9 protein-coding genes are annotated in these 13,061 nt (G+C 55.5%); 8 read left to right on the forward strand and 1 reads right to left on the reverse strand.

Annotated features, from left to right (window positions below; all coding sequences use genetic code 11):
• From KQI10_RS06510 to KQI10_RS06540, 7 genes are all read left to right on the forward strand, one after another.
• Nucleotides 1-242 (forward strand): hypothetical protein (locus KQI10_RS06510; protein WP_216566602.1); only part of this gene is annotated, 242 nt, incomplete at its 5' end.
• 378 nt (nt 243-620) lie between these two features.
• Complete coding sequence (locus KQI10_RS06515) at nt 621-2,855, forward strand: ABC transporter substrate-binding protein (RefSeq protein ID WP_216566603.1); 2,235 nt, start codon at nt 621-623, stop codon at nt 2,853-2,855.
• A 160-nt stretch (nt 2,856-3,015) separates the two neighbouring features.
• Nucleotides 3,016-4,596, forward strand: coding sequence for an ABC transporter permease (locus tag KQI10_RS06520; RefSeq protein WP_371818373.1), 1,581 nt, complete (start codon nt 3,016-3,018; stop codon nt 4,594-4,596).
• Between the two features lie 6 nt (nt 4,597-4,602).
• A complete protein-coding gene (locus KQI10_RS06525; protein WP_216566604.1) occupies nt 4,603-5,565 on the forward strand; it encodes an ABC transporter permease in 963 nt (320 codons plus the stop codon).
• Nucleotides 5,566-5,577: 12 nt separating this feature from the next.
• Nucleotides 5,578-7,323: an oligopeptide/dipeptide ABC transporter ATP-binding protein gene (locus KQI10_RS11940; RefSeq protein ID WP_216566605.1), complete on the forward strand. Its 1,746-nt coding sequence runs from the start codon at nt 5,578-5,580 to the stop codon at nt 7,321-7,323.
• 17 nt (nt 7,324-7,340) lie between these two features.
• Complete coding sequence (locus KQI10_RS06535; RefSeq protein WP_371818374.1) at nt 7,341-8,642, forward strand: ATP-binding cassette domain-containing protein; 1,302 nt, start codon at nt 7,341-7,343, stop codon at nt 8,640-8,642.
• A 140-nt stretch (nt 8,643-8,782) separates the two neighbouring features.
• The gene (locus tag KQI10_RS06540) at nt 8,783-9,979 is read left to right on the forward strand and encodes a hypothetical protein (RefSeq protein ID WP_216566606.1); all 1,197 of its coding nucleotides are present in this window, start codon (nt 8,783-8,785) and stop codon (nt 9,977-9,979) included.
• Nucleotides 9,980-10,183: 204 nt separating this feature from the next.
• On the opposite strand, the gene KQI10_RS06545 is transcribed toward KQI10_RS06540, so the two are convergent.
• Nucleotides 10,184-11,404, reverse strand: coding sequence for an L-serine ammonia-lyase, iron-sulfur-dependent, subunit alpha (locus KQI10_RS06545; protein ID WP_216566607.1), 1,221 nt, complete (start codon nt 11,402-11,404; stop codon nt 10,184-10,186).
• Between the two features lie 141 nt (nt 11,405-11,545).
• On the opposite strand from KQI10_RS06545, the gene proS reads away from it, so the two are divergent.
• Nucleotides 11,546-12,982, forward strand: a complete 1,437-nt coding sequence (gene proS, locus KQI10_RS06550) for a proline--tRNA ligase (protein ID WP_216566608.1) — start codon at nt 11,546-11,548, stop codon at nt 12,980-12,982.
• Nucleotides 12,983-13,061: the final 79 nt, after the last annotated feature.

Below are 13,061 nucleotides of genomic sequence, written 5' to 3' on the forward strand. Positions count from 1 at the left end.
GCTGTTGCAAAATAGGGTTTTCTGTAGGGGCGGCAACCTGCCGCCCGCTATCTCACGGAATTACGCACTTAATTCTAGTGTTCTGTTCCGAAAGGCAGCGGGCGGCTGGTAGCCGCCCCTACAGGTTTTCTATTTTGCAACAGTCCCTTTTATTTTACGATCACCGGCAAAATCCCTGCCTTGCGGACGGTCGTTTTGGCTATATGGACGAACGAAAAACGCTAAAAGAAACAAATATTTGAAAAACTGAAAGAAAAAAAGAAAGTCTTGCAAAGTGTGCGCAAAATAAGCACAAATGTGCAGGCAAGGCGGTTGAAATGCGGTGAATACACCTGATTAATACACGGATAATTCATGAATTGTCGGCATGAGCGGAACGTATGTGCGCCAGCTATGGAAAAATAGAGCTTGTGAACTTTACAAAAACGGGAAATTTATGGGGACAATGTTTGTGCATTCGGTAGAAATGCTGCTGAAAAAGAGTTTTTACGCGAAATTCCTATTGATTTTCACTGTCAAACGTGGTATCATGCTGACAAGTCACTTGAAAACAAGCGATTCATGCAGGAGTATGAAAAGAGAAATTCAAATTCCTGCAAAATGAAAAAGGAGGAAGAACAATGAAAAAATTTCTGGCCCTGCTGCTTGCTCTGACCATGGTGCTTTCCATGGCGGCCTGCAGCAGCAGCACCCCCGCCGCGACAACAGCTGCGACTACGGCTCCCGCCGAGACCACTGCTGCCACTGAAGCGGCTGGCGACGTCTATACCGGTCCTGACTGGGCTACTATCGACGCTATGGATTACGACGATGCTTCCGATGCTCTGTATGACTGGAACCTGGGCGAATTCAATGAATACTATCAGGACGCCAAGTCTGAGATCACCGACCTGAATCTGCGTATGGCCAAGATGGCTATGGCGGACGCCAAGCTGATGGAGTCCGGCGTCTTCTCCCCTGTGTACGGCAACGGCGGCGCTTTCGCTATGAACCGTGTGGTTCCCCGTACCGACACCACCACTTCCTGGGGCGTTGACGAGTACAGATGGCACTCCAAGCTGGTTGCCAACGAGCTGATCACCTCTGAGGATCGCTCTGCTCTGACCGCTCTGTGGGGCGAGAGTGAAGACGCTGCTTCCTGGCTCGAGGCTGCCAAGGCTTACCTGGACGAGCACGGCTACACCTTGAATGACACCTGGAACTATGCGATTAACTATGAGCTGGCTACCTGGGATGGCATTGCCTCCAGCTATACCTCTGACCACTACTTCGTCGCACCTACCTGGGCTCCTCTGCTGGAGTACGATGCCAAGAACGTGCAGCAGCCCGGTATTGCCGAGAGCTATGAGGTTTCTGAGGACGGCACTGTTTACACCTTCCACCTGCGTCAGGGCGTGAAGTGGGTTGACCAGCAGGGCCGTGAGCTGGGCGAAGTTACCGCTGATGACTGGGTCGCTTCCATGGAGCACGTTCTCGATAACAACGATGCTCTGGGCTATCTGATGACCAGCAGCAGTGGCTGCGGCATCAAGAACTATGATGCTTACCTGAGCGGTGAGGTTACCGATTTCGCCGAGGTCGGCGTCAAGGCTGTTGACGACTACACCCTGGAGTACACTCTGGAAGCTCCCTTCCCCGCATTCCTGTCCATGATGGGCTATGGCTGCTTCGCTCCTCTGAACCGGGCTTTCTACAAGGCTCAGGGCGGCACCTTCGGCGCTGAGGGCGAGGAGTACACCTCCGGCAACTACGGCACCACTCCTGCCAACATCGCTTACTGCGGCGCTTACCTGGTTAAGAACTTCACCGAGAAGAACGTGACCAGCTATGTTGCCAACCCCTCTTACTGGAATGCTGACTCTGTGCAGACCCACAACATCAACATCTACTTCAACGACGGTTCCGATCCTCTGCGTATGTACAACGAGGCGAAGGACGGCACCGTAGCCGGCTGCCCCTTTAACTCCTCTTCTCTGGTTCTGGCCAAGGAGGATAAGCCCGAAGGTTCCGACAAGACCTACTTCGATCTGTATCACTACACCACCGCTAACGACGGCTCCACCTTCTGCGGCTGGGTCAACGTCCACCGTGGTTCCTGGGCAAACTTCAACGACAACACCGTTGGTGTTTCCACTCAGACCGACGACCAGAAGGCCGCTACCCGCGCTGCTCTGAGCAACAAGAACTTCCGGAACGCTCTGGGTCTGGCTTTCGACCGCGGCGCTTTCAACTCCACCATCGTAGGCGAGGAGCTGAAGTACGCTTCCCTGAGAAATGCCTATGTCCCCGGCGACTTCCAGGTTAGCACTGCTGAGGTCACCGTTGAGATCAACGGCGAGGCTACCACCTTCCCCGCCGGTACTTACTTCGGCCAGATCGAGCAGGCTCAGCTGGATGCCGATGGCTATCCCATCAAGGTTTGGGATCCCGCGGGCAACGACGGCGCCGGCTCCGGCGACGGCTTCGATGGCTGGTTCAATCCCGATGCTGCCGTGGAGTACCTGGACAAGGCTGTTGCTGAGCTGGCTCAGGTTGGCGTTGAGGTTTCCGCTGAGAACCCCATCCACATCGATGTGCCCTACGGCTCCTACAGTGAGACCATCACCAACCGTATGAACGCTTACAAGCAGTCCATTGAGAAGGTCCTGGGCGGCAAGGTTGTTGTTGATCTGGTTGCCTATGCCGACAACACCGCTTACAGCTACTCCTACTACCGTACCAGCACCGGCAACGAAGCCAACTACGACGTTGCTCCCGGTACTTCCGGTTGGGGCCCTGACTACGGCGATGCTCAGTCCTATCTGGATACCATTCAGCCCTACGGCTACATGACCAAGTCGATCGGCCTGTACTAATTCCGCACAACACCATTTAGGTTGACCTGATGTGGGGGAGTTTTCTCCCCCACATTTTCCGCTACCTGCGGCAAAGGAAACTCTGAATCAATGGACAGAGGCTCTGCCGATTGATTCAGGGCTTCCGATCTTTCAAAATAAAACGAAAAAGGGTGATACCGTGGCGAAATACACATTCGTTAGAATCCTGAAGGGTATATTATCTGCGGTTTGCGTTGTCGTTTTGATTATGGTGTTGGTTTACTCCCTGATGGATCGTACCACCATTTTTGCCGGCGACCCGAACTATTCCAAAATGCAGAGCAACAGCCGAATTACCTACGAGCAGAGCCGCTATAAGGCTTTCGGCTATATTGATTATTCCACCTATTCCGACTATATCAAGAACCTTTTCTCCAGCGGAGAAATTGACGACGCTACCCGCTCCGACGCGATGAAAATCGGTGTCACTGCCGAGAAGGCTTCCGACACGGCCAACGAGTACATTGCGAAATTTACCCAGGAATATGAATCCCAGGGCTATACCATTACCCGCCTGGACGCGGATCGGAAGAAAAACGGCCAGGTCAAGGATGGCGGTCAGGCAGTGATTTATGCCACCCGTGATCGTCCGCTCATTAAGCGGGTTGTCAGCTACTTCGCGGACCTGATTTTCTTTGACAATGTTCACTATGTGGACGAAGCCACAGACATTGGTCCCCGGACGCTTACCTTTACTCTGTATGATCCCGTTTACGGCGGAACGAAGTTCTCTCCCGCCATTATTGGCAACGGTACCATGCACAAATATCTGCTTTACTTCGACAATTCTTTCCCCTTTATCCATCAGAATTTCGCCACGCTGCATCTGGGCGAAAGCTACACGGTGAACCGGGGAATTGACGTGTTCGAGACCATGACCACCTCTCAGGGCTCGTACATTCTGAAGGATGTGATCTTCCCCACGGGCCACACCGAGAAGAGCGCGGATGACCTGCATACAGCTACCTATGTGGCCGGTTCTCTGGAACAGAGCGCTATGTACGCCACAAGGTTTGTGGACGACTACACCAATACCATTACCCATAAGAACAATATGTCCAAGATGGGCTTCTCCTTTGTCATTGGCGTTATTGCCACCATCCTCAGTTATGTCCTGGGTCTGCCCCTGGGCCTGCTGATGGCCCGCTATAAGGACGGCCTGCTGGATAAAATCGGCACGTTCTATATCATGTTCATCATCGCCGTGCCCAGCCTTGCGTATATCTTCCTGTTCAAGGCCATCGGCGGCAGTGTCTTCAAGCTGCCCACCACCTTCGACATGGATTCCGGCACCAAGGCAATGTATGTTCTGCCCATTATCTCTCTGGCACTGCCCAGTGTTGCCAACCTGATGAAGTGGATGCGGCGCTATATGATCGACCAGATGAACAGCGACTATGTAAAGTTCGCCCGTTCCGGCGGTCTCAGCGAAAATGAGATTTTCGCCAAGCACATCTGGAAGAACGCCGCCATTCCCATTGTCCACGGCATTCCCGGCAGCCTGCTGTTTGCCATGACCGGCGCAATCATCACCGAACGTATTTATTCTGTCCCCGGCGCCGGCAACCTGCTGACCCAGGCCATCAATAAGTATGACAACGGCGTTATCGTGGGCGTGACACTGTTCTATGCGGTGCTGACCGTTATTTCCAACATCCTGGGCGACGTGCTGATTTCCATGGTTGACCCCAGAATTTCCTTTACTTCCAAGGGTAGGTGATCAAGAATGCATGAAGATTTGAGCCAGTATACTGACGAGGAGCTGTTTGCTCCTGTGTCCCATTCCGATGCGGAATCCGAAAAAATCGCGGCTCCCCGGTATTCCTACTGGAAGTCCGTGTTCCGGGTGTTCTTCCGGAAAAAGGTGAACATCATCGCCCTGTGTCTTCTGCTGTTCGTGATTCTGTTTGCCTACATTTATCCCGCTGTTACAAGCTACGACGCCTACGCAAACCTGCTGGATCCCAACGCCAAGCATCTGGGACCTGCCCAGGCTTTGAATTACTTCGGCCATGAGCTGAAATGGATCCTGGGTTCCGGCGCTTCCGGCGAGTCCACCTTCGATGCCGTGTGGAATGGCTCCCGTATCTCCATCTCCCTGGCCTTCATCTGCGCCGCCATCAATATGACCGTCGGCGTCATGCTGGGCGCCGTGTGGGGATTCTCCAAGAAGGTGGATATGGTCATGATGGAGGTCTATACCATCATCGGCAATGTGCCCATGATTTTGATTATCTCCGTTTTGTCCATGCTGTTTTCCCCCACATTCTGGACCATGGTATTTGCGCTGACCATTGTGGGCTGGCTGAGCATTGCCTACTTCATCCGTACACAGGTATTGATTATCCGGGACCGGGAGTACAATCTGGCTTCCCGCTGCCTGGGTACCTCTATTTTCAAAATTGCCACCAAGAACATCCTGCCCTTCATGACTTCCGTCATCGTGACCCTGCTTGCCACTGAGCTGCCCAGCTACATCTCCTATGAGGTGTTCCTGTCCTACATCGGCATGGGCATGAGCGAGATGTCTCTGGGCCGTCTGATCTACGCCGCGGAAGCCGCCATGGTCACCCCCGGCTGGCAGATGGAGTTCTGGAGTCCTGTGGCCATTGCTTCCATTATTACCGTTGTTCTGTACGTGGTGGGCCAGAATCTGGGCGACGCTTCCGACCCCAGAACCCATATGTAAGGAGGATGGAACATGGAAGAGAAAAAAGTATTGCTGTCCGTTCAGGACCTGGTTGTCAAGTTTAAGGTCCGCGGACGTTCCCTGACCGCCATCCGGGGCATCAGTCTGGACATCTACGAGGGAGAGTCCATTGCCATTGTCGGTGAGTCCGGCTCCGGCAAGTCTGTCTTCACAAAGACCTTTGCCAATATGCTGGATTCCAACGGTTACGTGGACAGTGGTAAGATTATCTTCAACGACCCCGATCTGGCGGAAACCAGCCTGGACGTGGGGCGCAAGGAAGATATGCGGATGACTTCCATCCGCACCAGGCTGGATATTTATTCCATGCTGGAAAACGGTGCGGAAACCTACAGAGCCATGAAGGCGCTGGAGGCGGAAAAGAAGGCCCGGGCCACCATCTCCGACGAGGAGGACACCGTATACCAGGAAAAGCTGGCCGATCTGCGCTTTGAGCGGGCGGAGACCTTTAACCACAAGCAGACGCTGGATTCCCACGAAAAGGCACAGGTGAAGGAAGCCGCCGCAAAGATCGCCGCTCTGGACAAGCAGATCGAGGCACTGGAAGCGGACCGCAAGAAGCAGCTGCAGACCAGAGCCAGGGCCGCCGCGGCAGACACTGCCTACAATGCGGAATTCACAAAAAAAATGGCCGGGCTGAGGGAGCAATACCGGAAGGAAATTGCCAAGCCCATTACTCTGGAGCAGCATACCCGCAATGTTAATCTGGCGAAAGAAATATATCTGTCCGTAGGCCGTTATGATTTCGTTTCCCGGAACCGGATGATTCGCAGGCTTCTGAAAGCCTGCAAGGAGGCCATGCGGCAGGGTCTGGATATGGACTCCGACGAGGTCCGCAATGATGTGTTCGGCGCCGTTACCTTCCGGGTCAAGCTGATTGACGAGGCGGAGAACCGCCTGTTCGGCCGCTGCGTGCTGGATCTGGCGAACATTAAGTACAGCAAGGATCTGACGCAGATTCGAGGCAAGAAGATTGCCACGGTCTTCCAGGACCCCATGACCTCCCTGAACCCCATCATCACCATCGGCCAGCAGATTACCAGCATCATTCTGAAGCATCAGCACTGCTCTGAGGCGGAAGCCCGGATCCGTGCCCTGGAGCTGATGAAGAAGGTCGGTATCCCCAACGCTGAGAACCGGTTTGACGATTATCCCTTCCAGTATTCCGGCGGTATGCGTCAGCGTATCGTTATCGCCATCGCGCTGTCCTGTCAGCCCAAGATTCTGATCTGTGACGAGCCTACCACTGCTCTGGATGTGACCATCCAGGCCCAGATCCTGAAGCTGATCAAGGATTTGCAGCATGAGTTCGGCTATACCATCGTCTTTATCACACACGACCTGGGCGTTGTCGCCAACGTTGCCGACCGTGTGGCAGTCCTGTACGCCGGGCAGATCGTGGAGCTGGGAACCGTGGAGGATGTGTTCTACGATCCCCGCCATCCCTACACCTGGGCCATGCTTTCCAGCCTGCCCCAGCTGGCGCAGCGGAACACGGAGCTCTACTCCATTACCGGTACGCCTCCGTCCCTGTACAATAAGATTGTGGGCGACCCCTTTGCGCCCCGGAATCCCTACTGCCTGAAGATCGATACGATTCAGGACGCGCCTATGTTCAAGGTGTCCGATACCCATTACGCAAAGACCTGGCTGCTGGATCCCAGAGCGCCGAAGATCGAGAAGCCCGAAGCAATCCGCAACCTTCATGAGAAGCTTGTGGAAGCGTTCAACATTTGAAAGGAGGTCATGCCGCTGTGAATAACGAGAAAACAAAGCTGGAAGCTACTTCCAGACATATCCCCGAGCATGGCCCCATTGACGAGAAAACCGGCAAGGAGATTCTGCTGTCCGTCAGAAACATGGACATTGTCTTCGGCAAGGGAGACAAAGCATTCAAGGCTGTAAAGAACGCCTCCTTCGATATCTACAAGGGCGAGACCTTCTCTCTGGTGGGCGAGTCCGGTTCCGGCAAGACAACCATCGGCCGTGCCGTGATCCGGGTCAATCCCTGCGCCGCCGGTGAGATCCTCTACAAGGGTGTCCGCATTTCCGGCAAGATACCTCATTCTCTGGACCGGGAGGTCATACGGAATATCCAGATGGTCTTCCAGGATCCCGCCGCATCCCTGAACGAGCGCGCCACGGTGGACTACATCGTCTCTGAGGGCCTGTACAACTTCCATCTGTACAAGGACGAGGCGGACCGTGTGGACAAGGTGGAGAAGATGATCAATGAGGTGGGCCTGCTGCCTGAGCATCTGACCCGTTACCCCCATGAGTTCTCCGGCGGCCAGCGCCAGAGAATCGGTCTGGCCCGCGCCATGATTATGGAGCCGGAGCTGGTGGTGGCCGACGAGCCTATTTCCGCTCTGGACGTGTCCATCCGCGCCCAGGTGCTGAACCTGCTGAAGAAGTTCCAGCGGGAGCAGGGTACGACCTATCTGTTCATCGCCCATGACCTGTCCATTGTGCGGTTCATTTCCGACCGCATCGGCGTTATCTACAAGGGTGACATTGTGGAGGTCGCCGAGGCGGAGGAGCTGTTCAATTATCCCATGCACCCCTATACCCGCAGTCTGATCTCCGCCATCCCCATTCCCGACCCCAAGCTGGAGAAGAACAAGGAGCTGTTCACCTATGATCCCTCTGTTCATGACTACAGCGAGGACAAGCCGGAAATGGTGGACATCGGCAACAACCACTTTGTCTACGGCAACAAGAAGGAAATCGAGGAATATAAGGCTCTGCGGGCTAAGAATGTACCCATCAAGAGCATCACCATCCGGGACGAGAACGAGCCTGCCCACGCGCAGTCTGCCAGGGAAATTTCCCCCGAGGATATCCAGATGCCCCCTGCCCGGGATACCGGAAGCTATTGGTACAATTTCCTGGGCTTCCTGCTGCCTCTGCTGAGCTTGCTGGGCGCGCATATTTTCCGCAAACACAATTATATCCGCAACTTCAAGGCTTTGAAGAAGGGGGCCATCGTGGGCCTGATTTTCCGAGCTGTGATTATCGGATTGTTTGCGCTGCTGCTGGTGCTGGCGGTGCTGTAGCCCTTCACAAAAACGTCAAAGGCCGCTGCCGCTGAAGCAGCGGCCTTTGCGGCGTTCTGAAAGTACAAATGGTACATCCTTGCTTTTAGGGGCAAGCTGTAGTAAAATAAATCAAAAACAAACCCGGAAAGGAAACGCCTATGTCAAGATACACCCGGGGCAGAGAGCCCTACGCACCGAAAGTTGATCGAGTTGAGCTGCCTGAGGGGCATGTGAAGCTCCGTGCTATTTTGTTTGGGGCGGCGATTCTGCTGGCGGTTATCGCCTTTGGCGTAGGATTGAACAGCCTCCTGATGCCCCAGACCGGCTGGCAGACAATAGAAGCCGCTGAACGCACCCCCGCGGCCCAGGAGATCAGCCTGCAATACCGGCTGGGCGAAGGGGAGAAGGGGATTGCGGCGGAGCGGAAGCTGGTTTCCCAGGTCTATACCCGCGCCCTTTCTCAGGCGGACGCGCAGCTTGGCGCCCAGTCGGGCGATGCGGTGAACCTCTATGCGCTCAGCACCCATCCCAATGAAACGGTGACAGTGGGGGATGTGCTGTATCAGGCGTTGGAGGACTATCTGGCTACGGGCAGCCGTGCCATTTATTTTGGACCGCTGTACAGCTATTACAACGCGTTCTTTGCGGCCCAGAACGATGAAGACGCGGCTATGTATGATCCGGCCCGCAACCCGGGGGCCGCGGACTTCGTGTCGGAGATTACAGCCTTTGCCACGGATCCAGCCCAGATCGGTCTGGAGCTGCTGGGAGAGAATCAGGTCCGGCTGCGCGTCAGTGAAAGCTATCTTGCCTATGCCCGGGAAAACGAGCTGGAAACGCTGCTGGACTTTGGCTTTGTGAAAAACGCCTTTCTGATAGACGCCGTTGCGGACGCGCTGGAAGAGGCCGGCCTGACGGGCGCACTGCTCACCAGCTCGGATGGGTTTTCCCGCAGCCTTTGTGAGGATACCTTGGGCGTGAATCTGTTGGAGCGGATGGGGGAGGCTTACCGCCAGGCGGCGACGGGCAGCTATGCGGGGCCGGCCTCCGTAGCCGCCCTGCGGGCATTCCCGGCGGGGGATGAGGCGCGTTTTTACACCTATGCGGACGGTACTGTCTGTGCGCCGGTGCTTGACGAAGCTACAGGTCTCCTGACTGCGCAAAATGACAACCTGATTCTCTTCGGTCAGGGCAGCGCGGGGGTGCTGGCCCTTCAGGCCATGCGGGCCCTTTCCACCTGGGAGTTGGATGGGCTGAACTGCCTGTACAGCCGGGATGGGGTGGTATACTGTACCGACCCGGCTGTGGCTGTGTCCGAACTCTTTGAGGGAGTCCCGTTGGAAACCGGAAATTGAAACGAGGAGCCTTCAGGACGGATAGGTACGCCCCATTCTAAAGGGAATACAGGATAATCACATTTGCTGTGGACGGTAAAGATAGAAATGTGGCAGAATTCGCGAGATTCTGCCACATTTGTATGCGCGTTGCTTCTTGACATCCATCCTGAGAATCGGTAGAACGGAACAGGCGCCCTTCCCGTGGGAAGGGCGCCTGCGTTTTCAATTCAATTTCCGGCCTTTTCTGTCGTAGAGTTTTGCCAATCCGCCTTCGCTGGTTTCCCGGAAGCGCTGGTTCAGGTTGACACCGGTTTCGTGCATGGCACGGCAGACCATGTCGTAGCTGATGTTCCGGGAGCCGGTGAGGAAATAGCTCAGGTTGCAGGCATTCATAGCACGCATGGCGGCCACAGCGTTGCGCTCGATGCAGGGAATCTGCACCAGTCCGCAGATAGGGTCACAGGTGAGTCCCAAATGGTGCTCCATGGCCACCTCGGCGGCATACTCCACCTGGTCCAGATCCTGGCCGTACAGCTCCGCCAGAGCGGCGGCGGCCATAGAACAGGCTGTGCCGATTTCCGCCTGACAGCCGCATTCGGCACCGGAGATGGAGGCGTTGCTCTTGGTCAGGTTGCCGATGATGCCGGCGGTAGCAAGGCCGCGGCAGATCTGCTCATCGGTCAGATTTTTGGTGTCCTGGACGTATTTCAGCACCGCGGGGAGAACGCCGCAGGCCCCGCAGGTGGGGGCGGTGACGATGGTGCCATTGTCCGCGTTCTGTTCGGCCACGGCGTAGGCGTAGGCGGCGATTTTCTGGAATTCCTTCAGAGCGGGGGCGTCGCAGCCGCCGACCTTGTTGTAAAGATAGTTTGCTTTCCGCTGGACTCCCAGCCCGCCGGGCAGCACGCCGGTGGCGTTGAGACCGTCCTCAATGGACTGCTTCATGGCCTGCCAGACGGTGAGCAGAAAATCCCAGATCTCGCTGCCCTCGTTCAGCTCCACATAGTCGCTGAGGGTGTGGATATAGCGCCATTTGCAGAAATCGGCGATCTCTGCGAAGGAGTGCTCAACATATATTTCCTCGCTTTCGCTGTCCTCCCGGCCGGGGATGCGGATATCTCCACCGCCGATGGACTCCACCCGCAGGCGGCTGATTTCCCGGCCATCCTTCAGAGCTATGAAGTCCAGCGTGTTGGGATGGCTGCCGGGCAGTATTTCCTCGGAGAAGACAATCTCCGTGGGCAGGGGAGACAGCGTCTCCCGCAGCACCCGGTCTGTGCCGTGGCCTACGCCTGTCTTGCTCAGGGAGCCATAAAGGATCACCTGAAAGCTGTCCGCCTGGGGATTCTCCGAGCGAAACAGCCGCGCCGCCCGTTCCGGCCCCATAGTGTGGGAAGAGGAAGGACCCTTGCCGATTTTATATATCTCCCGAATGGACTTCATGATGAGACCTCCATATTTTTTCTATGGTCAGTATATCAGAAAACGACAAAAAAAACAATGGCAAACACGGGCAAAACCCTTGACAGCTGTGCTATAATAAAATGAAAGTTCTTCGAAAAAACCTGAGAGGATGAAATAGAAATGGCAAAAGATAAAAAGGTGGAGCAAATCACCGATATGGAGGTCGATTTTGCCCAGTGGTATACGGACGTGTGCCGAAAGGCTGAGCTGGTGGAGTATGCCTCCGTCAAGGGCTTTACCATTCTGCGCCCCTATGGCTATGCCATTTGGGAGAACATCCAGCATATCATGGACGGCGAATTCAAGAAAACCGGCCACGAGAATGTGGCAATGCCCGTGCTGATTCCGGAAAGCCTGCTGAAAAAAGAGGGCGAGCTGGTCAATGGCTTTGCCCCCGAGGTGGCCTGGGTCACCATGGGCGGCAGCGAAAAGCTGGAAGAGCGTCTGGCTTTCCGGCCCACCTCCGAAACAATGTTCTGCGACCATTGGTCCAATGTGCTGCAAACTTACCGTCAGCTGCCTATGCTCTATAACCAGTGGTGCTCCGTCATCCGCTGGGAGAAGACCACCCGACCCTTCCTGCGCTCCCGGGAGTTCTGGTGGCAGGAGGGCCATACCATCCACGAAACCGCCGAGGAGGCCCAGGCAGAGACGGAGCAGCAGCTGAACTGCTATGCCGATTTCTTTGAAAATGTTCTGGCAATCCCCGTGGTGCCCGGCCGGAAGACCGATAAGGAGAAGTTCGCCGGTGCGGAAGCCACCTATACGGTGGAGTGCATGATGAAGGATCACAAGGCGCTGCAGGGCGCTACTTCCCACTATTTTGGCGATAAGTTCAGCCGCGCCTACAACGTCACCTTTACCGGCAGGGATAATAAGCTGCAGTACCCCTTCCAGACCTCCTGGGGAAGTACGACCCGGATGATCGGTGCGGTGATCATGACCCACGGCGATAATAACGGTCTGGTGCTGCCCCCCAAGATTGCCCCCGTTCAGGTGATGATCCTGCCTGTGGCCCAGCATAAGCCCGGTGTTCTGGAAGCGGCCGCCAAGCTCAGGGAGCGGCTGGTAAATGCCGGCTTCCGGGTGAAGGTAGACGATTCCGATAACTCTGTGGGCTGGAAGTGCGCCGAGTACGAGATGAAGGGCGTGCCTCTGCGTGTGGAGTGCGGCCCCCGGGATCTGGAGAATGACCAGTGTGTGCTGGTTCGCCGGACCGACCGGGAGAAGGTCGTTGTCAAGCTGGAAGATCTGGAGACTGCTGTGAAAGAGCAGCTGGAGCTGGTCCAGCAGGGCATGTACGATCGTGCCAGAAAGAACCTGGAAGAGCACATTTACGCGGCCCATTCTCTGGAAGAGGCCAAGGAGCTTCAGGAGAAGAACGGCGGCTTCATCAAGACCATGTGGTGCGGCAGCGAGGAATGCGAGCTGAAAATGAAGGAAGTGGCAGGCATGTCCTCCCGCTGTATCCCCTTCAAGCAGGAGCATCTGGGCGACACCTGCGCCTGCTGCGGCAAGCCCGCCAGCAAGATGATCTACTGGGGCATTGCGTACTAAGTTCACACATCACGGGCGGCCTGCTGGCCGCCCGTTTTTTACGCTGCATGACTTGTTTTGACTCAATAGACTTTACTTC

This window comes from Pseudoflavonifractor sp. MSJ-30, from assembly GCF_018918045.1.
GTDB lineage: Bacteria > Bacillota > Clostridia > Oscillospirales > Oscillospiraceae > Faecousia.

Bases quoted from the DNA above. Each gene is read 5' to 3' on its own strand.
- KQI10_RS06515 (WP_216566603.1), top strand. From the start codon at position 621: ATGAAAAAATTTCTGGCCCTGCTGCTTGCTCTGACCATGGTGCTTTCC.
- KQI10_RS06525 (WP_216566604.1), top strand. From the start codon at position 4,603: ATGCATGAAGATTTGAGCCAGTATACTGACGAGGAGCTGTTTGCTCCT.
- KQI10_RS11940 (WP_216566605.1), top strand. From the start codon at position 5,578: ATGGAAGAGAAAAAAGTATTGCTGTCCGTTCAGGACCTGGTTGTCAAG.
- KQI10_RS06540 (WP_216566606.1), top strand. From the start codon at position 8,783: ATGTCAAGATACACCCGGGGCAGAGAGCCCTACGCACCGAAAGTTGAT.
- KQI10_RS06545 (WP_216566607.1), bottom strand. From the start codon at position 11,404: ATGAAGTCCATTCGGGAGATATATAAAATCGGCAAGGGTCCTTCCTCT.
- proS (WP_216566608.1), top strand. From the start codon at position 11,546: ATGGCAAAAGATAAAAAGGTGGAGCAAATCACCGATATGGAGGTCGAT.